At 61.8% G+C, this 20,058-nt stretch carries 18 protein-coding genes; 12 read left to right on the top strand and 6 right to left on the bottom strand.

The annotated features are described in order from the left end of the window. Nucleotides 1-152: 152 nt before the first annotated feature. Nucleotides 153-2,147: a relaxase/mobilization nuclease domain-containing protein gene (locus KT71_RS12970; protein WP_008294925.1), complete on the top strand. Its 1,995-nt coding sequence runs from the start codon at nt 153-155 to the stop codon at nt 2,145-2,147. An 83-nt stretch (nt 2,148-2,230) separates the two neighbouring features. Here the strand turns inward: KT71_RS12970 and KT71_RS12965 are convergent, their stop codons facing one another. The 5 genes from KT71_RS12965 to KT71_RS12945 all read right to left on the bottom strand — a co-directional run bounded on the left by KT71_RS12965 (nt 2,231) and on the right by KT71_RS12945 (nt 6,979). Beyond that, nucleotides 2,231-2,749, bottom strand: a complete 519-nt coding sequence (locus tag KT71_RS12965; RefSeq protein ID WP_023660031.1) for a flavin reductase family protein — start codon at nt 2,747-2,749, stop codon at nt 2,231-2,233. Between the two features lie 3 nt (nt 2,750-2,752). After that, nucleotides 2,753-3,640, bottom strand: coding sequence for a sugar phosphate isomerase/epimerase family protein (locus tag KT71_RS12960; RefSeq protein ID WP_004350834.1), 888 nt, complete (start codon nt 3,638-3,640; stop codon nt 2,753-2,755). After that, the gene (locus tag KT71_RS12955) at nt 3,624-4,571 is read right to left on the bottom strand and encodes an LLM class oxidoreductase (RefSeq protein WP_008294927.1); all 948 of its coding nucleotides are present in this window, start codon (nt 4,569-4,571) and stop codon (nt 3,624-3,626) included. The genes KT71_RS12960 and KT71_RS12955 overlap by 17 nt, the downstream gene beginning before the upstream one ends. An 83-nt stretch (nt 4,572-4,654) precedes the next feature. Further along, nucleotides 4,655-5,932, bottom strand: coding sequence for an ISL3 family transposase (locus KT71_RS12950; protein ID WP_023660030.1), 1,278 nt, complete (start codon nt 5,930-5,932; stop codon nt 4,655-4,657). Between the two features lie 12 nt (nt 5,933-5,944). After that, nucleotides 5,945-6,979 carry a permease gene (locus KT71_RS12945; RefSeq protein WP_023660029.1) on the bottom strand — a complete coding sequence of 345 codons (1,035 nt, stop codon included), beginning with the start codon at nt 6,977-6,979 and terminating at the stop codon, nt 5,945-5,947. 111 nt (nt 6,980-7,090) lie between these two features. On the opposite strand from KT71_RS12945, the gene KT71_RS12940 reads away from it, so the two are divergent. Continuing rightward, nucleotides 7,091-7,405 carry an ArsR/SmtB family transcription factor gene (locus KT71_RS12940; RefSeq protein WP_008294929.1) on the top strand — a complete coding sequence of 105 codons (315 nt, stop codon included), beginning with the start codon at nt 7,091-7,093 and terminating at the stop codon, nt 7,403-7,405. Nucleotides 7,406-7,669: 264 nt separating this feature from the next. Here KT71_RS12940 and KT71_RS12935 read toward each other — a convergent pair whose 3' ends face one another. After that, nucleotides 7,670-8,275 carry a TetR/AcrR family transcriptional regulator gene (locus KT71_RS12935; protein ID WP_023660028.1) on the bottom strand — a complete coding sequence of 202 codons (606 nt, stop codon included), beginning with the start codon at nt 8,273-8,275 and terminating at the stop codon, nt 7,670-7,672. A 141-nt stretch (nt 8,276-8,416) separates the two neighbouring features. On the opposite strand from KT71_RS12935, the gene KT71_RS12930 reads away from it, so the two are divergent. The 10 genes from KT71_RS12930 to KT71_RS12885 all read left to right on the top strand — a co-directional run bounded on the left by KT71_RS12930 (nt 8,417) and on the right by KT71_RS12885 (nt 20,051). Continuing rightward, nucleotides 8,417-9,619, top strand: coding sequence for an efflux RND transporter periplasmic adaptor subunit (locus KT71_RS12930; protein ID WP_008294933.1), 1,203 nt, complete (start codon nt 8,417-8,419; stop codon nt 9,617-9,619). 19 nt (nt 9,620-9,638) lie between these two features. Beyond that, nucleotides 9,639-12,806 (top strand): efflux RND transporter permease subunit, encoded by a 3,168-nt coding sequence (locus KT71_RS12925; protein WP_023660027.1) that lies wholly within the window; start codon nt 9,639-9,641, stop codon nt 12,804-12,806. Continuing rightward, nucleotides 12,778-14,400: an efflux transporter outer membrane subunit gene (locus KT71_RS12920; RefSeq protein ID WP_237754127.1), complete on the top strand. Its 1,623-nt coding sequence runs from the start codon at nt 12,778-12,780 to the stop codon at nt 14,398-14,400. Before KT71_RS12925 ends, KT71_RS12920 begins: the two co-directional genes overlap by 29 nt. 14 nt (nt 14,401-14,414) lie before the next feature. Next, a complete protein-coding gene (locus KT71_RS12915; RefSeq protein ID WP_004350822.1) occupies nt 14,415-15,359 on the top strand; it encodes a LysR family transcriptional regulator in 945 nt (314 codons plus the stop codon). Beyond that, nucleotides 15,356-15,616 (top strand): EexN family lipoprotein, encoded by a 261-nt coding sequence (locus tag KT71_RS12910; RefSeq protein ID WP_004350821.1) that lies wholly within the window; start codon nt 15,356-15,358, stop codon nt 15,614-15,616. The genes KT71_RS12915 and KT71_RS12910 overlap by 4 nt, the downstream gene beginning before the upstream one ends. Before the next feature lie 236 nt (nt 15,617-15,852). Continuing rightward, nucleotides 15,853-17,850 (top strand): conjugal transfer protein TraG, encoded by a 1,998-nt coding sequence (locus tag KT71_RS12905; RefSeq protein ID WP_008294936.1) that lies wholly within the window; start codon nt 15,853-15,855, stop codon nt 17,848-17,850. Then, the gene (locus tag KT71_RS12900; protein ID WP_008294937.1) at nt 17,847-18,335 is read left to right on the top strand and encodes a ribbon-helix-helix protein, CopG family; all 489 of its coding nucleotides are present in this window, start codon (nt 17,847-17,849) and stop codon (nt 18,333-18,335) included. The genes KT71_RS12905 and KT71_RS12900 overlap by 4 nt, the downstream gene beginning before the upstream one ends. After that, the gene (gene trbB / locus KT71_RS12895) at nt 18,332-19,402 is read left to right on the top strand and encodes a P-type conjugative transfer ATPase TrbB (protein ID WP_008294938.1); all 1,071 of its coding nucleotides are present in this window, start codon (nt 18,332-18,334) and stop codon (nt 19,400-19,402) included. Before KT71_RS12900 ends, trbB begins: the two co-directional genes overlap by 4 nt. Beyond that, complete coding sequence (locus KT71_RS12890; RefSeq protein WP_022960600.1) at nt 19,399-19,785, top strand: TrbC/VirB2 family type IV secretion system protein; 387 nt, start codon at nt 19,399-19,401, stop codon at nt 19,783-19,785. Before trbB ends, KT71_RS12890 begins: the two co-directional genes overlap by 4 nt. After that, nucleotides 19,782-20,051 (top strand): VirB3 family type IV secretion system protein, encoded by a 270-nt coding sequence (locus KT71_RS12885; protein WP_003462917.1) that lies wholly within the window; start codon nt 19,782-19,784, stop codon nt 20,049-20,051. Before KT71_RS12890 ends, KT71_RS12885 begins: the two co-directional genes overlap by 4 nt. The last annotated feature ends 7 nt before the right edge of the window (nt 20,052-20,058 follow it).

Genomic DNA, 20,058 nt, shown 5'->3' with positions numbered 1-20,058 from the left:
AGGCCGCGTAGAAAGCCTGTCTGCACATGGGGGTGGCGCGGCACGGAGCGGCTTCGCCACCGTGCCGCTTGGGGCGCGAGGCCCGCGCCAATGCAGGCATGTCCCCGTGCTTCGCACGACAGGACACGCCAGAGCTTGCAGGGAGCGCAGCCATGACCGCCCGCCGCGACGACGATTTCCGGGTGCGTCCGAGCGCCCCGAAGAACCGGGGCAAAGGCCAGGGCCAGAGCTTCGTTTCCAAGGTACTCAAGCAGGCGGGCAAGGCCAGCGGCGGCAAGTCCTCGATGCGCCATTCCGCAGCCGGCGGCAGCGGCGCACGCGCCGGCCAGCGGCCCGGCTCGCGCCTGGGGCGCGGCCATACGGCGGCGCGCTTCGCCGGGGCGAAGCTGACGTCCATGTCGCGGCGCGTGACCATCAAGACCCTACTGGTCAATCAACGCAACGCCAGCCCGCAGTCGCTCGCCAAGCACCTGCGCTACATCGAGCGCGACGGCGCCGGCCGCGATGGCGAACCGGGCCGGGCCTACGGGCCGCAGATTGACGATGCCGACCTCGATGCCTTCAAGGAGCGGGCCGACGACGACCGGCACCATTTCCGCTTCATCGTCTCACCGGAAGACGGTGCCGAGCTTGAGGAGTTGCGCACCTACACCCGGCATCTGGTGAACCGGATGGAAGCCGACCTGGGGACGCGGCTGGATTGGGTGGCAGTCGATCACTGGAACACCGACAACCCGCACACCCACCTGATCGTGCGCGGGCGCGACGACACCGGCAAAGACCTCATCATCGCGGGCGACTACATCGCCCACGGCTTCCGCCATCGCGCCGCCGAACTGGCGACGGAATGGCTGGGGCCGCGCACCGAACTGGAGATTCAGCAGACCTTGCAGCGCGAGGTGGAACAGGAGCGGTGGACGAGCCTCGACCGCACATTGCAGCGTGAGGCCGGCGAGGATGGCCGGGTGCAGATCGAGCGCTTCAATGAGCCCCGCCTGCAACGCCAGCGGCTGCTGCTGATCGGCCGACTCCAACGCTTGCAGCGCCTGGGCCTGGCTGACGAGACGCAGCCCGGCACCTGGGCCGTGCATGCCGACGCGGAGAAGACCTTGCGCGCCTTGGGCGAGCGTGGTGACATCATCCGCACCATGCAGCGCGCCATGAGCGGCCAGCCGCGCGAGCTGGCGGTGTTTGAGCCCGGCGACGACGGCCGCACCATCGTCGGCCGCGTGGCCGGCAAGGGGCTGGCCGACGAGCTGCACGACCGCGGCTATCTGGTCATCGACGGCGTGGACGGCAAGGCCCACTACGTCGCTTTGAACGCCCGCGTCGAGCTGGCGAACTATCCCACCGGAGCCGTGGTGGAGGTACGCGGTTCCACCGAGGTGCGGGCGGCCGACAAGAACATCGCCGCGCTGGCGAGCGATGGCCTGTACCGCGCCGATCATCACCTGGCGATCGAGCAAGGCCGAGCCAAGCCCGGCCGCGACCCGCAGGAGGTCGTCGCGGCCCATGTCCGCCGACTGGAAGCCCTGCGCCGGGCCGGCATCGTGGAACGTGTGGCTGATGGACTATGGAAGGTGCCGGACGACCTGGCCGAACGTGGCCGCCAGAACGACGCACAGCGCCTGGGCGGCGTGGCGGTGGAGCTGAAATCGCACTTGCCCATCGAGCGGCAGGCCCGCGTGATCGGCGCGACCTGGCTGGACCAGCAGTTGATCGGTGGCGGTAAGGGGCTGGGCGATCTGGGCTTTGGCGGCGAGACGAAGGAAGCCTTGCAGCAGCGCGCCGACTTCCTTGAAGAACAGGGGCTGGCCCAGCGGCGTGGGCAGCGGGTGATCCTCGCCCGGAACCTGCTGGGGACGCTGCGGAATCGGGAACTGGCAAAGGCCGCCAAGGATATTGCCGCCGAAATCGGCCTAGCGCATCGGCCCGTCACCGACGGGCAGCGCGTGGCTGGCATCTACCGGCGCAGCCTCATGCTCGCCAGCGGGCGCTACGCGATGCTAGACGACGGCATGGGGTTCAGTCTGGTGCCGTGGAAGCCGGTGATTGAACAGCGACTGGGGCAGCGACTTGCCGCGACGGTGCGCGGTGGCGGCGTGGCGTGGGAAATCGGACGGCAGCGGGGAATGGGCATTGGCTAATGCTCGAAGAGTCTCAGCCACATAACCCGGCAGGCTGTCTAGAGATATGCCGAGGCAGTTGTGAAATTCTTCGCTGCATATCTTCAACGGGTTGGATCTATGGCCCGGAAGCGGCCATCCAGATAGACGAGTGGATCGGCATATGCAGATGTGAGCACACGCTCGACACTGGCCAGCATTACCGAGTGGGTGCCGACTGCATGGTGTTCAATCAGCTCACAGAACAGCGAAGCCTGCGCCCCTTGCAGATAGGGCAACCCATTGACTTCATCAAATCGCCAGGCTTCATGATCGAAACGGTCGGTCCCCGTGGCGCTACGGCAGTGCACCGCAAGTACCTCCTGTTCTGCGCGGAGTACATTGATGCAGAACCGTCGAGAAGCCAGCAGCGGCCCATGGATACGGGTTTGCTGACCAATGCACACTAGAACCGTGGGCGGCTCCAGTGAGACTGATGCGAATGAACTGGCGATCATTACGTGTCCGTGGCCATCGGGAGCGATCGACGTGATTAGCGTCACCGTGGAGGCCACGCCGCGCATCGCCTGCCTCAATTGGGCAGCAATCAAAGGGTGTTGGGACATGTAGATGTGCTCAATCATGGGTTACGGGTGTGTTTCACGCTTAGCCCAACCAGGGTGCTTTGTCAGCAAACCCAACATCTCGTCCATCGCGTCATAGGAGCGTTTGAGCGTGCTGTATGGATTCCCCCCGACCAATGTGCCATCATAGCCGACGGGGCCGGTATAACCGAACGACTTGGCAAGTCCAAGAAGTGCGAAGTTGTCGAGTTCTCCTGCATCGAGCGCCTCGAAAGTGGCAATACGACTCCAGCCAAGTGGGCTGCGGGTTGCGCCGCTGAGAGTCAATTCCCGCATGAAGGGTGTTGACGCCATTAACGCTGGCGTCGGGTCTACGGCCTGATAGCCCTCCGTCGGGCTGCCTGCATTGGTTTCGTAGCCATACCAGTGATAGCTTGGAAACACGATGCCGAGATTCGGATGGTTCACGACCGAGCAGATCTGTGCCGCAATGGAGTAATGATCCATCCAGAAGCCCAGATGAAAATACAGCAGGATGTCAATTCCGCGCCGTGCGCAAATCTCAAGTGCCCGACCAAGGAAGTCCTGCAATACCTTGTCGTCCGGTGCCTTTCGATGATTTGAACCGTGGCCTGCCGTCCTGATTCCAAGATTGACAGCCTTCACGCCTTCCATCTCCTCAAGCATCCGCAAGAGTCCTGCGTTGATGGGATGCTGTGGGCCCTGATCCAGGTCGATCACCACATACACGCTAAAGACCTCCAAACCGAAACGATCTTTCACGGTGGATAGACGCTTTGCGGTTTCCCATCGGCTCCCTGACCAGACGGCATAGGTCAGGCCGTCATAACCGATGTCAGCCAGCATTTCGCATTGGACATCGAAGGCATAGGTACCAGCCGAAGAAGTAAAAGCGAGATCCCAGGCAAAAATTTTATGACCGTGCAGCATCCTGCGCCTCCTCCAAATGGGCAGTAGCGTGCGCCGGAAAGTGCGGTACGACATGCTCGCCAAGTTCCTGAACAATCTCATGCGCCGGACGTGTCGCGTATTTCAGGTTGAGGCCAATATGATTAACCCCAATATCGCGCAAGCGGCTGAAGTAGTCAGTAAAGAATCGGTGACCAGCCCGAAACCCGAGGAAGATGGGCGATGGGGGTTCATCGGGATTCTCCGACAGGTCAATATAGAAGGATTGCGTGAAGGGTTTGAATCTTGGTGTCAGCGACCGCCAATTCTTGATTGTCATGGCTTGCTGCGCGATATTTTGGGGATAGTAAAGCCAGCCATCCCCATGCTCGGCAATCCATTCGACCGACTGGCGTGAATGACCAGTCACCATCACGGGAATGTCTCTCAACGCCGGTTTCGGCAGCGTATCTGCACCCGACAAGTTCACTCGGGGCGTGGAGATTTCCGGGAAGTCCTCACGCCAGGCTTGACGCAACACAGTCAATGCTTCTTGGAACAACGTGGCTCGCGCATCCATTGTCTGACCGAAGGCCGGGAACTCTGTTGGCCGATCACCCGTGGCGATACCTAGCACCAGGCGCTGATTTGACAAGCGGTCGATCGAGGCTGCTGCTTTGGCCACAAGCAAGGGATGACGCAGAGTGGTGATGACGCTGCCAGTTGCGAGCGCGATGCGCGACGTCTGTGCCGTGACGTAGCCCATGAATGGCCACAGGTCATGGATGTGACCCACGTCGCCAAAAGACGGGACATTGAGAAATACATCCCTGAAGTAAAGGGCTGCAAAGTTATGAGCTTCAGCCAATTGTGCCGTGCGAATCTGCTGTGCCATGTCCATCTCAGGAATGGCGCCAGGGTAGGACTCGATGGCGAAGAAAAGACCCAGCGTCAGGCTTCCTTCCTGATACATGGTCGAGTATCCACGATGATTTTTGGGGTATACGGATTTAATGGTTGATGGGGCACCTTTACCCCACCAACCTGATACCATTATCAGATGGTTGATAGATCGACTCCGTAGTTGAGTTCCTCTGCGAAGTCCGGCAGTCCGTAACCGATGGTTTTCTTGTAGAAAGGAGAGACCTTCGCAGTCGGTGCCTTCTTCTTGTGCTTCGTGGTGTAGAGCATTCGTGCCCGCATCACCTCGAAGGAGTAACCGCGCCCTTCACGGTTCTTGTCCTTGGCCAGTCGGTTGATGGACTCCGTGTAAGCGTTGGTGACGGGCATGTCCGTCTCGAAGTAGGTCATGGTCTCTTCGCGCCAGTTTCCCACTGCCCTGACCAGATCGCTCCAGACTTCCTTTTGGCCCTTCGGGATGGTGGCTATCCACTCGTCCAGGGCGGCTTCTGCCTGGAGCCGTGGGGTGGCGTCCCAGATGCCGTAGAAGCGCTCCTTGTGCTCGTAGGCGGCCAGCAGTTGCGGGAACGCGCCTGTCCAGGTCTCCATGATGAGGCGCTCCCGGTCTGAGACTTCGTGAGCGCGTTTCAGCAGGATTTTCCGGTCTCCCTTGAGAGTCCGGCTCTGGGACGGTTTCAGCTCCTTTCTGAGGCCCTTGCGCACTCTCTCTAGGGCATCGTTGGCCATGCGCACCACATGGAACTTATCGACCACGATACGGGCCTGGGGCAGCACAGCCTTGACCGCTGCCCGGTAGGGGTTCCACATGTCCATGCTGACGATCTCGACCTTCTGCCGGTCTTTCAGCTTCATCAGGTAGTTGGTCACCACGTCCTGGCGGCGGGTGGCCAGCAGGTCGAGCAGGGTTCGCTCCTCAATGTTGGTCAGAATGCAGCGGTAGCGCTTGTTCAGGTATAGCTCGTCAATGCCCAGGATGCGGGGCGTCTCGAAGCGGTGCCAGCGCCCCAGGAACTCGGCGCGGGCGTTGAAGATGTCGCGCACCGTCTTCTCGTCCAGGCCGGTCTGTGCCGCCACAAAGGTGTAGGGGTGGTTGAAGGATTCCTTCTCCACGTACTCATGCAGCCGCAGTGTCATACGGAATCCGTCCACCATCTCTGGTAGCTGGGGCCTGAATGTTGTCTTGCAGGCCCGGCAGGTGTATCGGCGGCGGACCACCCAGAGAGTGACCCGCTTGCCGTGGATGGGCAGATCACGATAGGGAACGTCACGCTTGCCGAACCGTACGAACTCACCCTGCACGCCGCACCCCTCGCAGGCTACTGGTGTAGGTGCTTCAAGCCGAAAATGTATGTCTTCATTCTGCTCATCAGAATCCACCAACTGGTACCCAGGAAGGCTTAACGAATTAATCATCTCCCGCCTTGATCAGAAAAACAGGTAGGTGGCGTAACCGGCAATCATCGCCATAGCAAAAATGACTGCTAAAAACGCCGCTAAAAGCTTCAGCGTGAACAAAGAGCGCAACAGAATGAGCTCAGTCAGGCTGGCTCCGGCACTGCCGATGATCAACGCTAGCACCGTCCCGGCACCCACGCCTTTGGCCATCAGAGCCGCTGCCAGAGGTATGACGGCTTCAGCGCGAATATACAACGGCACGCCGATGACAGCGGCAACTGGAATGGCAAAGGGATTATCTGGGCCTGCATACTGCTCCAATAAGTCAGTGGGCATGAAACCATAGATCACGCTGCCAATCGCAATACCGATGAGCAGGTAAGGCAACACATCGATAAAGTCCGACCAAGCTTCCCGCCACACACCACTGTACTTCCCTTCTTTCTTAACCGTGACAGTGGGTTGACTGTCACAGCATTCGCTAGACGTAGAGACTGTTGTCTTCCTATCAGCCCCGCAAGAAGCCGTCTTCGGAGTGGTGTCGCAGCTGTTGGTGCCGCAACTCGATGCGGTCGATGTAGCACTGCACGGGCTTGCTGATGAACTACATCCACTGCTCTCTTGTGTCGCCGTCCGGCGCACATAACGCTCGAAGCCAAGCGTGTGAAGCAGCCATCCGGCACCTACCGCGACCACCAAAGCGGCGAGCACATAGATAGCAGTAAGTGTCCATCCAAACGTGGCAACCAGCAGGCCGACGACGATAGGATTCAGCAACGGAGATGAGAAAAGAAACACCATCATCGGCCCAAAACCGGCCCGTGCCCGAATCAACCCTTTCAACATGGGGATAGTCGAGCAACTACAGAAGGGCGTTATAGCTCCTAAACCAGCAGCAAGAAAATAGCCTCGCTTCCCACTGGAAGTCAGTAACGCTTCCACCTTGGATGGTGGGATGTGACGTTGAAGAACTCCGACCAGCAAGCTAATGCCAATGAATAAAACCGATAGCTCGATAGCGAGAAAGGCGAACATGCCTAGAGCGTCTTGGAGTTGAGGTGACATTCAATATTACTCCTATATTTCTAGTTTTATCGAAATGATGCACGCAGCCTACTTGCGTTTATCCGACCTGTCAACTATAATTCTAGAAACATCGAATTATTGGGGCGTGCTATGGATCACGAAAAGGTTGCAGCCAGCTTAGCTGAGCTAGGGAATAGTCACCGACTGTCCGTGTTCCGCTTTCTGGTCAAAGCTGGCCATGATGGGGCTTCGGTCGGAGATATCCAGAAGGGGCTGGGTATTCCTGCTTCGACGCTATCACATCACCTTGCGCGCATGGCCAAGGTAGGGCTGATCCGGCAGGAGAAACATAGCCGCACGATTGTCTGTATATCCGAGTATGGGCACCTAGAGAATTTGATCGGTTTCTTACAAGAGGAATGTTGTGCAGGTGTTCGGATTGCGCATGAACCAGAACCGCTTTGACGCTTGCCCAGCTCTCGCTGTCCTCCCTAGTCAGCATCGCTATGAAGACTCAGGCGAAGGTGGAAACAGAAAATTGGCAGTAGAGTAGGCTGAAGAGGATCAATCAGATAATCCGCTGAGAAAGATTTTCTTCTTTACATCTTTGGCATTTTATCAACCAGAAATTCCGGATACCCGATTTTTGAAAGGGTTCATGGTCAAAATCCAAATAGGTGAATGGTCAGGGTCAAAGAGTCCGGCCTGCCGGTCGGCACCTTTGGGCTGTTACGGCTGCGCGGGAGAGGTGTCCCGCCGCAAGCCCGCCACCAGTACAAGAAATCCCTGCACGGCTTTTTCGGAAGCGGCGCGTGGGTCGTCTGCGCTGGCGATCCACAGCGATGCGCCCAGCAGCGCCCCGCTTATCAGGTGGGCCGTCGCCAGGGGATCGACGGGGCGTATGACTGCCTCCTCGATCAACTTCTGGAGGCTGCGGCGCGTATTCACGATGCACACGTTCTGGCAGGGCCACTGGGAGGGATCGCCCAGAACCGCTGGCCCGTCCAGCAGGACGATCCGCTGGACTTCGGGCTCGACGGCCATCTTGATGTAGCCAATGCACTCCTGAACGAAGCCGTCCCAGGTGGACTCCGCCTCCTCGACGATGACGGCCAGTCGGCCAGATATCTCTGCATCAATCTGGGCGATGACCGCCTCCAGCAGCCCTTTCTTTCCACCGAAGTGGTGATAGAGCGCTCCGCGCGTCAGTCCGGCTTGGGCCGTCAGCTCATCCATTGAACTGTCCGCATACCCCACGGTTGCGAACGCAGCGCGGGCGGCACTGATGAGCTTGGCCCGCGTTTCCTCAATCATCTCTGCACGCTTTTGTGCCATTAGGTCGTCCTCCGATTTTTCACATACGAAGTGTATGTAAATGATTGACATACGTTGCGTATGAGTGGATGATAAATGGCATACGTCACGTATGTCAAATTTTATCAACCGGGTTTCGCCATCCCTTGGAGACTGAAAACAATGAGCACATTGCCTTACCTTGCGGTCCTGCCTTCCTGGCGCCGCGCCTTGCCGTTAGCTGCGGCGAGCTTGCTGGCGCTGTCCCTAGCTGGCTGCAATAGCGACGCCGCCGACGCGGTCGCCGCCCCTCCACCCACGGTCAGCGTGGCACCTGTGTCGGTGCGCAAGATCGTCCTATGGGATGAGTTCAATGGCCGCGTCGAGGCGGTGGAAAGCGTTGCGCTGCGGCCACGTGTGAGTGGCTACATCGACAGGGTCAATTACGAAGAGGGCCAGATCGTCAAACGTGGCGACGTGCTGTTCGAGATTGACGCTCGCAGTTACCGTGCTGCTCTGGCTCGCGCGGAAGCAGACTTGGCCCGCGCCCGCACGCAGGCCGCACTGGCACGTAGCGAAGCGGCCCGTGCTCAAAAGCTGGCTTCGTTGCAAGCAGCCTCCACCGAGGAGTTGGAGCAGCGCCACGCCGCCGCCGATCAGGCCCAAGCCAACGTGCAGTTCGCCCAAGCCGCAGTCGAGACCGCCAAGTTGGATCTGTCGTTCACCCAGGTACGTTCGCCCATCACAGGCCGCGCCGGACGTGCACTGGTCACGGCAGGCAACTTGGTGAGTGCTGACGGCCAGGCCAGCATCCTGACCACCGTAGTCTCGCTGAACCCGGTGCACGTGCATTTTGATAGCGACGAGCGTACCTATCTGCGCTACGCCCACATGGCTCGCAACGGAGAGCGCCCCGACCAGCGCAGCGAAAGTATCCCGGTGCAGGTGGGCCTGGTCGGCGAGAACGGCTATCCACACGCCGGAAACGTGGACTTCGTGGACAACCGTGTCGATGCGGCCACCGGCACCATCCGCGCACGCGCCACCCTGGTCAATCCCGACGGCCTGCTTACGCCGGGCCTCTATGCCCGAGTGCGCCTGCCGGGTAGCGGCAGTTTCGAGGCCATGCTGATCGACGACAAGGCCATCCTGACCGACCAGAGCCGCAAGTACGTGTATGTGATCGATGAGAACAACACCGCCCAGCGCCGCGACATCACGCTGGGACGCAAGGCCGAAGGCCTGCGCATCGTCGAGGAAGGTCTAAATCCCGGCGACCGCGTGATCGTCAACGGCATCCAGAAGGTTTCTGTCGGCATGCCAGTGACGGCCCAGGACATTGAAATGGCGCCTGCAGGCCGACAAATCGCCCAGGCGAGCGAATGAGCGCGGAGAGCCAGCCATCATGAACTTTGCCCGCTTTTTCGTGGACAGGCCGATTTTTGCGGCCGTGCTGTCCATCATCATTTTCGTGGTTGGGTTGATCGCGATCCCGCTCTTGCCCGTCAGCGAGTACCCGGAAGTCGTGCCACCCAGCGTACAGGTTCGCGCCACGTATCCTGGCGCAAATCCGCGCGAAATCGCCGACACGGTAGCCGCACCACTGGAGGCATCCATCACCGGCGTGGAAAACATGCTCTACATGAAGTCCGTGGCCGGTAGTGATGGCGTGTTGGTGCTGACCGTCACCTTCCGTCCTGGCACCGATCCCGACGACGCCCAGGTCAAGGTACAGAACCGTGTCGCCCAGGCAGAGCCGCGTCTTCCCGAAGCGGTGCGCCAGCAAGGTGTGGTGACCGTCAAACAGTCCCACAACGAAACGCTGGTCGTGCAGTTGCGCTCGCCGGGCGATCGCTATGACGCGCTGTACCTGCGCAACTATGCCGTGCTCCATGTACGCGACGAGTTGGCACGCATCCAGGGGGTGGGCGATGCCAAGATCTACGGCTCTGGCGACTACGCCATGCGCTTATGGCTGGACCCCGACAAAATTGCGGCGCTGGGTATGACCGCCGGCGATGTGGTCGAAGCCGTGCGCGAACAGAACGTCCAGGTCTCGGCCGGTCAACTAGGTGCGCCGCCCAACCCCTCGGGAAGCGACTTCCTCCTGTCCATCAATGCGCAGGGCCGGCTGGTGACGGAAGAAGAGTTCGGCGACGTCATCGTCAAGACCGGATCGCAGGGTCAGGTCACCCGGCTGCGAGATGTGGCGCGCGTGGAAATGGACGCATCCAGCTACTCGCTGATGTCGTTGCTCAACAACAAGCCTGCTGTCGCGATCTCTGTCCTTGAAGCCCCGGGCGCCAATGCCATCGAAATCTCGGATCAAGTCCGCGCGAAGATGGACGAGTTGGCCAAGCGCTTTCCCGAGGGAGTGGAATGGTCGGTGGAGTATGACTCAACTGTCTTCGTGCGTCAGTCGATCAAGGCGGTCGTCAACACTCTGCTGGAAGCCATCGGACTGGTGGTGCTGGTGGTGATCTTGTTCCTTCAGACTTGGCGTGCCTCCATCATCCCACTGCTAGCCGTGCCGGTGTCGGTGGTAGGCACCTTCGCCGTGCTGCTGATGCTGGGCTTTTCCATCAATACGCTCACGCTTTTTGGACTCGTGCTTGCCATCGGGATCGTGGTGGACGACGCGATCGTGGTGGTGGAAAACGTCGAGCGCAACATCGCCGAAGGGCTGGCGCCGCTGGCTGCGGCCCATCAGGCCATGCGCGAAGTCAGTGGCCCCATCGTCGCCATCTCGCTGGTGCTGTGCTCGGTATTCGTGCCTATGGCATTCCTGTCCGGCGTGACAGGGCAGTTCTACAAACAGTTCGCCGTCACCATTGCGATCTCCACGGTAATTTCGGCCATCAACTCGCTGACGCTGTCGCCTGCGCTGGCCGCGCGCCTGCTTCGCCCGCATGGTGCCGCGCCAGACCTGCCCACGCGGGTGCTGGATCGCAGTCTGGGCTGGATATTCCGGCCGTTCAACCGTTTCTTCCTGCGCAGCGCGGATGGCTATGGAAACAGCGTGTCGCGCATCCTCGGGCGGCGTGGTGCGGTGTTTCTCGTCTACATCGCGCTACTGGTGGCGACGGGAGCTGTGTTCAAGGCCGTCCCTGGCGGATTCATCCCCATGCAGGACAAGCTGTATCTCATCGGTGTCATCCAGCTACCCGAGGGTGCATCCCTGGAGCGCACGGAAGCGCTGGTCCGCCGTGTGAGCGACATCGCGCTCAAGACCGATGGCGTCTACAACGCCGTGCAGTTCCCGGGCATGAACGGCTTGCAGTCGACCAACACGTCCAATAGCGGCCTAGTGTATTTCGTACTCAAGCCCATCAATGAGCGCAAGCACACTGCAACCGAGATTGCGGAACAGTTGAACGAGCGCTTCGCTCAGGAGCAGGACGGTCTGGCCTTTGCCATCATGCCGCCCCCTGTCATGGGGCTGGGCGCGGGTTCCGGGTTCTCTCTTTACGTGCAGGATCGCAACCGTGAGGGCTATGCCGCATTGCAGACGGCGACCACCGAGCTGGCGACGGCCATCTCGCAAGAACCGGGATTCCAATATCCGATCAGTTCCTATCAGGCCAATGTGCCGCAGCTTGACGCCGTAGTGGACCGCACCAAGGCGAAGGCACAGGGCGTGGCCGTGACCGATCTTTTCGATACGCTGCAAGTGTACCTGGGTTCGGCGTATGTCAACGACTTCACGCGCTTTGGCCGCACCTTCCGGGTGATGGCTCAGGCGGACGCACCGTTCCGCAGTTCTGTCGAGGACGTGGTCAAACTGCGCACCCGCAACGCCAATGGCGACATGGTGCCCATCGGCAGCATGGTGGACGTGCGCAAGACATTCGGCCCCGATCCCGTCATCCGCTTCAACGGCTATCCATCTGCCGACCTGATTGGTGAGTCAGATCCGCGTCTGGTGTCGTCATCGCAGGCATTGCAGCAAGTGCAATCCATTGCAGACAAGGTGCTGCCGCCAGGCATGCAACTGGAGTGGACCGACCTCAGCTACCAGCAGGTCACGCAAAGCAATACCGCGCTGGTGGTGTTCCCGCTGGCGGTACTGTTGGTCTTCCTGGTGCTGGCGGCACTGTACGAAAGCTGGACGTTGCCGCTGGCCGTCATCCTGATCGTGCCCATGAGCCTGTTGTCGGCCATGACGGGCGTGTGGCTCGCGGGTGGTGACAGCAACATCTTCGTGCAGATTGGCTTGATAGTGCTGATTGGTCTGGCCTCCAAGAATGCCATTCTGATCGTGGAGTTCGCCCGCGAACTTGAGCGCAAGGGTCACAGCATCCTCGATGCCGCGCTGGAGGCATCACGCCTTCGTCTGCGGCCGATCATCATGACTTCCATCGCTTTCATCGCTGGCGTGGTGCCGCTGATGGTCGGTTCCGGCGCAGGCGCGGAGATTCGCCAGGTTATGGGAGTGACTGTGTTCGCCGGCATGCTCGGCGTGACCTTGTTCGGTTTATTCCTGACTCCTGTTTTCTACGTCGCCTTACGCAGGCTCGCGACGCGCAAGCCACGTCGCCAGGCAAATGTCGCCATGGAGGCCACCCATGACTGACTCCACAAGGACTGATTCCGTCATGCTTCAAACGCCATCCCGCATCCGACCATGCCTACGTCGGATGCCACATCTGGTACTGCTCCCTTTGGTGGCGTTGACGCTGGCAGCTTGCGCAGTAGGGCCGAATTACAAGGCACCTGCCGCGCCCCAGGCAGTGACGTATGCCCGCCAAGACCCCGTTGCCGTGTCCCAGCTTGTACCGGAGGCCGATGCGCAATTCTGGCGGGAACTGGATGACCCGGTGCTGCACTCTTTGGTGGAGAATGCTCTTCACGCCAATCACGACATCCGCATAGCACTGTCGCGCTACGAGCAAGCCAGCGCACTGTCGCGCGAACGTCGCCAAGACTACTATCCGACGCTGGGCGCGTCCGGTGAAATCAGTACCCAGCGCGCCAGTGCTGCACAAGCACCGGATGCGTCCCGCTCCGACCGGGATAACGATCTGCATTCGGCTGGCCTATCCGTGATCTGGGAATTGGACTTCTTTGGCCGAGTGCGGCGCAGCGTGGAATCGCAGCGCGCCGAGACCGAGGCCAGCGCAGCCGACCTGGCGGGCGTACAAGTGGCTATGGTGGCCGAGTTGACCGACGCCTATTTCCGCTTGCGCGGCTTGCAAGTGCAATTACAGGTCGCGCGGGACAACGAAATCAACCAAGCCGATACGCTGCGGCTGATCGAGGTCTTGTTCGAGAACGGCCGGGGCACGTCGTTCGATGCCGACCGCGCCCGCACGCAATTGGCGCTGACACGCTCGCGCATTCCGCCGCTTGAAGCTGAGGCTGCTGTGGCCGCCCACCGCATTGCCGTGCTCACTGGCCGCACGCCTGCGGCGATGGCCGAAGTGCTGGATCACCCCGCAGCCTTGCCTGAGCTGCCCGCCCAGATCAACGCCGGTGCACCGGGCGATCTACTGCGTCGCCGTCCCGATGTGGCTGCGGCAGAACGTAGGCTGGCTGCGGCCACTGCGCGTATCGGCGTAGCCATGGCAGACCTGTTCCCTCGCTTTACGTTGGGAGGGCTGATCGGCACGCAGGCGTTGGGCTTTGGTTCGTTGTTCGAGCGTGATAGTGAAACGCGAATGATCTCGCTCGGTGTGGGTGGTTCCTTCCTAGACGTGGGCCGGGTGCGGTCGCGCATCGCGGCGGCCAATTCAGCCACTGCCGAAAACTTGGCGGTATACGAGCGCACGGTGCTGCGCGCCATGGAAGAAACCGAGAACGCGCTGGTACGCCTATCGCGCGCGCAGACCGAGAACGCCATGCTGGTACAGGCGACCGAGGCCAGCCGCCGGGCAGCCAAGACGGCTCGCCTGCAATTTGAGGGCGGCGCCATCCATGTTTTGGATGTGCTGGAGGCCGAACGTTCACGCTTGGAGTCCGAAGACTTGCTGGCACAAAGCGCCACCCGCAGGGCGACGGCGTTGGTGGCGGTCTACAAGACGCTGGCCGGCGGCTGGTCACACGCCTTGCCCGGACCGCAGGGCGAGGCAGTCGCGCAGCGCCACAAAAGCGGCGACAGGCCTGAACTGGATGAACTCGGTGAGATGAGCGGCTACAACGCTGCGACTCTCAAACGGCCTTTGTACTGACAACAGGAGGCGAAATGGAGATTCGACACTTACGCTGCTTTCTCGCTGTCGCCGAAGAACTACATTTCGCCCGCGCGGCGGAGAGGCTGCACATCGAGCAGTCACCGCTGTCGCGCACTATCAAGGAGCTGGAGGAGAGCCTGGGCGAACAGTTGTTCATTCGTACCAGCCGCAGCACGCGGCTGACACGGGCGGGCAAGCTGTTTCTGGAGCATGTGCCGCGCATCTTCACCGCCTTGCAGCAGGCGCGCGATAGCGTGAATGCAGCCACCAACGGCTTCCACGGTCAGTTGCGTATCGCACTGTCCGACGGCATCACGCCCTCGCGCCTGCCGTCCTTGCTGGCGCTGTGTCGGCAGGAAGAACCCGAAGTCGAGATTCGCCTGTTCGAGGTACCCTTGTCGCAGCAGATCAAGGGACTGCATGACGACCTTTACGACGTGGGCTTTGCCCAGTCCGATGAAGTTGGAGAAGGCATCACTGCCGAAGCCGTTTGGAGCGATGCGCTGATGGTGGCGGTTCCTGCACGTCATCCGCTTTTGAAGCACAAGCGCATCCCGCTGGAAGAAGTGCTGCGCTATCCGCTGGTGTTGTGCGATCCGCACGTATGCGAAGGCCATGCTCGCCAAGTCGAGCGCGTACTGCGCCGGATAGATATGGAGCCGCTGATTGCCGAACGTGTGGCTTCGTGCGATTTGATGATGGCGTTAGTGTCGGCGGGCTTTGCGCTGGGCCTAGCCGGAGCGCCGCATATCGCAGGCAGCCGTGAGCCTGGGATTGTGGCTCGGCCGCTGGCGGGTCGCTCACCCATGCTGACCACTTATGTGCTGCACCGGGAAGGTGGATCCTCGGACGTGCTGTCACGCTTTATCGAGCGTGTGCAGGCCATCGAATCGCCGGACGGCATCAGAGCCACGCCCCCCCTTGAACCCGATTCCCAAGAGGAAGTCGAGTCATGACCATGAAGCAGATCGCCCCATTCCTGTTGGTCGCCGCGCTGTCCGCTTGCGGCCAGTCCGAAACACCGAAACAGGCAACCAATGTACCGACCGTGGAAGAGCTGGTCGCAGATCCTGCGCGCCTGAGGGAGCTGCGCCGCCAGTGCAAGACCGAACGCCCGACGATGGGAGACGTGCTGTGCAACCGGGTGGCCGAGGCGACGAACAAGCGCTTCTTTGGCTATGGAAACACGCCCTACACGCCGCCGAAGTTCTGATTGTTGGCTTTCTGCCGCGAATCTTGATTTTTCTTTCTCGACACGCCGCCGCGCGCTCACGCCTGCGGCGTTTTTACTGGTTTCGCCTCTGCATGACACCATGCTTTTTGCATCACCTTGCTGCCGATAACGGTCTTTGACCGGCACTGAACCGGCACCGATCCTGACGCCTGCGGCACGCCTTTGTGCCGCGTTTTCCACGGGGAATCAGCGCAGGAGAAATCGGAGGCCAGGGTATGCAAGCTCAGGGCGTGTTGTTCGGGCAGATCGCCGCCGTCTTCGGCATCGTGATCGCCGGTGTGTGGGGTGCCACGCAATGGACCGCCGCCGCCTTGGGCTACCAGCTACGCCTGGGCGCGCCCTGGTTCGACTTCCACGGCACGCCGGTCTATTACCCGTGGAAGCTGTTCGAGTGGTGGTTCTTCTTCGACGCCTACGCGCCGCAGGTGTTCGACACCGGCGGCATGATCGCGGCGAGCAGCGGCCTGCTGGCCGTGGTGGTCGCCATCGCCATGTCGGTGTGGCGCTCGCGCCAGGCGCGCAAAGTGACGACCTATGGCTCGGCCCGCTGGGCCGATGTCGCCGACATTCGCAAGGCCGGGCTGACGCAGCCCGCCGGCGTCTTTCTCGGCCAGCATGACGGCCACTACCTGCGGCACGAAGGGCCGGAACACGTCCTGACCTTTGCGCCCACGCGCTCGGGCAAGGGTGTGGGCCTGGTGGTGCCGACGCTGCTGTCCTGGCCGGCATCCGCCGTCATCCACGACATCAAGGGCGAGAACTGGCAGATCACCGCTGGCTGGCGCAGTCGATTTAGCCACTGCCTGCTGTTCAACCCGACCGATGCCAGTTCGGCGGCCTACAACCCGTTGCTGGAAGTGAGGCGCGGCGCGCACGAGGTGCGCGACGTGCAGAACATCGCCGATATCCTGGTCGATCCCGAAGGGGCGCTGGAGAAGCGCAACCACTGGGAGAAGACCAGTCATGCGCTGCTGGTCGGCGCGATCCTGCATGTGCTCTACGCGGGAGAGGACAAGACGCTGCGCGGCGTGGCGAACTTCCTCAGTGACCCGGCTTGCCCGTTCGAGCTGACGCTGCATCGGATGATGACCACGCGGCATCTTGGAGATGTACCGCATCCCGTTGTCGCGTCCGCCGCCCGCGAAGTGCTCAACAAGTCGGACAACGAGCGTTCCGGCGTGTTGAGCACCGCCATGTCGTTCCTCGGCCTGTACCGTGATCCGACCGTGGCCGCAGTCACGTCGCGCTGCGACTGGCGCATCGCCGATCTGATCGCGTCTGCATCCCCTGTGTCGTTGTATCTGGTGGTGCCGCCTTCGGACATCAGCCGCACCAAGCCGCTGATCCGGTTGATCCTCAACCAGATCGGGCGACGGCTCACCGAGTCGCTCGATGGCAGCGACGGCATTGAGCGCCGCCACAAGCTGTTGCTGATGCTCGACGAGTTCTCGGCTCTGGGGCGCCTGGACTTCTTCGAGACGGCGCTGGCCTTCATGGCCGGCTACGGCATCCGCAGTTTCCTGATCGCGCAGTCGCTCAACCAGATCGACAAGGCGTATGGGCAGAACCATTCGATTCTGGACAACTGCCATGTGCGCGTGACCTTCGCCACGAATGACGAACGCACGGCGAAACGGATCTCCGAAACGCTGGGCACGGCTACCGAACTGCGTGCGCAGCGGAACTACGCAGGCCATCGACTTGCGCCGTGGCTCGGCCACCTGATGGTGTCCCGCCAAGAGACGGCGCGGCCGCTACTGACGCCCGGCGAAGTCATGCAGCTTGCGCCAGACGAATCAGTGGTGATGGTGTCCAGCGTCGCGCCGATCAAGGCCAAGAAGTTGCGCTACTACGCTGATGCCAATTTCAAGCAGCGGGTACTGCCGCCGCCTGCGCTAACGGCAGGCCGCTATGCCGATGTGCCGCCTGCACGTCCCGATGACTGGAGCGGTTTGGCGATCCCGGCCGTGCCTGCGGCACAGGCCACGGCATCTGCCGATGACCTGGGTGGCTCCGACGACGGCGGCCCCCGCCGTCAGCCCGAGCTGTCCGAAACCGTCGCCTACGACCCCGAACCCGATTACACGCCCAGCGACTTGGCGCTGCTCGATGACGACGACATGCCCCCGCTGCTTCCCGGCCAGTTCGACCCCGCCCTGCAACGCACGGCGCGGCTGGCATCTCTCGACCCCAACGACGGAATCGACATATGAGCCAATACCGATTGAACCTGTTCATCCAGCACGAGCACGCCAAGCGTCTGGACGAGCTGGCCGCGAAGAAAGGCGTGTCAAAGTCCAGCATCGTCGCCGCTGCCTTGGCGTCCTGGCTGTCACCCGATGCCGGCGACCAGCGTGAGGCCGCCATCGCCAAACGACTGGATCGCCTGTCGCGGCAGGCCGAGCGCCTGGAGCGTGACCAGAACATCCAGATCGAGACGCTGGCGCTATTCGTCCGCTACTACCTGACCGTCAGCACGCCGGTGCCGGAGGCCCATCAGGATGCGGCTCGCGCGCAGGGCAAGGCGCGCTTCGAGCAGTTCGTCGAACAGTTAGGCCGCCACCTGCTGCGTGGCCGCAGCCTGGTACGGGACGTGGTGGAAGAACTGCATCCCCAGGATCGTGAGTTCGAGATGCGCATGGATGACGCGGCCGCGATGGCCGCCGCCCATGAACGCACTGCGGAGCGTGCGTCATGAGTGCCGTTCCTCAAATCCCGCCCGAACCGCGCTCATCCGCTGCAGCATCCCAGGATCGCCGCATCCAGATGCTGCGCACGGCGATGGGGCCGGTGATCGCCGCTGCGCTGGAAGACCCGGACGTGGTGGAAGTGATGCTCAACCCCGACCGGACATTGTGGGTGGATCGGCTGTCGTCTGGCCGTGCGCCGCTCGGCGTCGAACTGCCCGAAGCCGATGGCGAACGCATCATCCGCCTGGTCGCCGCCCATGTCGGTGCGGAGGTGCATCGCGGCCAACCGCTCTTGACCGCCGAACTGCCTGAAACCGGCGAACGCTTCGAGGGCATCCTGCCGCCCGCCGCACCCGGCCCGGCCTTTGCGCTGCGCAAGCGTGCCGTGAGCATCATCGGTCTGGATCGCTATGTGGCTGATGGCATCCTGACCACTGGGCAGGCCGAGTTTCTGCGTCATGCCGTGCGCGAGCGGCACAACATCCTGATCGCCGGAGGCACCAGCACCGGCAAGACCACGCTGGCCAATGCCTTGCTGGCCGAGATCGCCGCCACCGGCGACCGCGTGCTGGTGCTCGAAGACACCATCGAACTGCAATGCGCGGCCCGCGACCATGTGCCGCTGCGCACCCGCGCCGGCGTCGTGTCCATGACCGAGCTGGTGCGGGCCACGATGCGCCTGCGGCCCGACCGCGTGATCGTCGGCGAAGTGCGCGGCGGCGAAGCGCTGGATCTGGTGAAGGTCTGGGGCACCGGCCACCCCGGCGGCATCGCCACCATTCATGCCGGCTCCGCGTTGGGCGCGCTGCTGCGCCTGGAGCAACTGATCCTCGAAGTGGCGGTGAATCCGCCCCGCGCCCTGATCGCCGAGGCGGTCAATGTCGTGATCCACATCGCAGGCCGCGGCCGCAAGCGCCACGTCGAAACCATTTCCCGCGTCGTCGGTTTCGACGGCGCGGGCTACCGCCTGGCGGATTCGCTGGAAGCGACGCTTCCCGAGCTGCCGCCGGTTCCTCTTACAGCCGCTGCCGCTACGCCTTCCTCGATCCCTGAACAACCTGGAGAACTGCCATGACGCACGTTGATGCTTTCCGTCTTTCTGTAAACCCGCTTTCCCCGCTGCCCATGCTGGCGCGTTTGCATCGCCTGGCCCGACCCGCAGGACAAGGGTTGCTGCTCGCGGTGTTGATGCTGTTGCTGGCGGGCACGGCGCAGGCCGCCGGTTCCTCAATGCCGTGGGAAGGCCCGCTGCAATCCATTCTCGAATCCATCCAGGGGCCGGTAGCCCGCATCGTCGCGGTGATCATCATCATCGCCACCGGCCTGGCGTTGGCCTTCGGCGATACCAGTGGCGGCTTTCGCAAGCTGATCCAGATCGTCTTCGGCCTGTCCATCGCCTTCGCGGCTTCGAGCTTCTTCCTGTCGTTCTTCAGCTTCTCCGGCGGGGCCGTCGTATGAGCACGGCCACCGATCTTCCGGGCTTTGAAGTGCCGCTGCATCGCTCGCTGACCGAGCCGATCCTGCTGGGCGGTGCGCCGCGCACCGTGGCGATTGCCAACGGCACGCTGGCCGCCGCCGTCGGGCTGGGCCTGCAACTGTGGATTCCCGGCGTGGTGCTCTGGATCGCCGGCCATTCGCTGGCGGTCTGGGGCGCGCGCGTCGATCCGCAGTTCATGCAGGTCTTCGCCCGGCACATCAAGCACAAGCCGCTGCTGGACGCATAGGGGAGTG

The sequence above is a fragment of the Congregibacter litoralis KT71 genome (genome assembly GCF_000153125.2).
Lineage (GTDB): Bacteria > Pseudomonadota > Gammaproteobacteria > Pseudomonadales > Halieaceae > Congregibacter > Congregibacter litoralis.
Note: the sequence above shows the minus strand (reverse complement) of the source record. Positions and strands in the feature narration are given on the sequence as shown.

Bases quoted from the DNA above. Each gene is read 5' to 3' on its own strand.
- KT71_RS12965 (WP_023660031.1), bottom strand. From the start codon at position 2,749: ATGATTGAGCACATCTACATGTCCCAACACCCTTTGATTGCTGCCCAA.
- KT71_RS12930 (WP_008294933.1), top strand. From the start codon at position 8,417: ATGAGCACATTGCCTTACCTTGCGGTCCTGCCTTCCTGGCGCCGCGCC.
- KT71_RS12920 (WP_237754127.1), top strand. From the start codon at position 12,778: ATGTCGCCATGGAGGCCACCCATGACTGACTCCACAAGGACTGATTCC.
- KT71_RS12900 (WP_008294937.1), top strand. From the start codon at position 17,847: ATGAGCCAATACCGATTGAACCTGTTCATCCAGCACGAGCACGCCAAG.
- KT71_RS12945 (WP_023660029.1), bottom strand. From the start codon at position 6,979: ATGTCACCTCAACTCCAAGACGCTCTAGGCATGTTCGCCTTTCTCGCT.
- KT71_RS12915 (WP_004350822.1), top strand. From the start codon at position 14,415: ATGGAGATTCGACACTTACGCTGCTTTCTCGCTGTCGCCGAAGAACTA.
- KT71_RS12885 (WP_003462917.1), top strand. From the start codon at position 19,782: ATGAGCACGGCCACCGATCTTCCGGGCTTTGAAGTGCCGCTGCATCGC.
- KT71_RS12935 (WP_023660028.1), bottom strand. From the start codon at position 8,275: ATGGCACAAAAGCGTGCAGAGATGATTGAGGAAACGCGGGCCAAGCTC.
- KT71_RS12970 (WP_008294925.1), top strand. From the start codon at position 153: ATGACCGCCCGCCGCGACGACGATTTCCGGGTGCGTCCGAGCGCCCCG.
- KT71_RS12955 (WP_008294927.1), bottom strand. From the start codon at position 4,571: ATGTATCAGGAAGGAAGCCTGACGCTGGGTCTTTTCTTCGCCATCGAG.
- KT71_RS12890 (WP_022960600.1), top strand. From the start codon at position 19,399: ATGACGCACGTTGATGCTTTCCGTCTTTCTGTAAACCCGCTTTCCCCG.
- trbB (WP_008294938.1), top strand. From the start codon at position 18,332: ATGAGTGCCGTTCCTCAAATCCCGCCCGAACCGCGCTCATCCGCTGCA.
- KT71_RS12905 (WP_008294936.1), top strand. From the start codon at position 15,853: ATGCAAGCTCAGGGCGTGTTGTTCGGGCAGATCGCCGCCGTCTTCGGC.
- KT71_RS12960 (WP_004350834.1), bottom strand. From the start codon at position 3,640: ATGCTGCACGGTCATAAAATTTTTGCCTGGGATCTCGCTTTTACTTCT.
- KT71_RS12950 (WP_023660030.1), bottom strand. From the start codon at position 5,932: ATGATTAATTCGTTAAGCCTTCCTGGGTACCAGTTGGTGGATTCTGAT.
- KT71_RS12940 (WP_008294929.1), top strand. From the start codon at position 7,091: ATGGATCACGAAAAGGTTGCAGCCAGCTTAGCTGAGCTAGGGAATAGT.
- KT71_RS12925 (WP_023660027.1), top strand. From the start codon at position 9,639: ATGAACTTTGCCCGCTTTTTCGTGGACAGGCCGATTTTTGCGGCCGTG.
- KT71_RS12910 (WP_004350821.1), top strand. From the start codon at position 15,356: ATGACCATGAAGCAGATCGCCCCATTCCTGTTGGTCGCCGCGCTGTCC.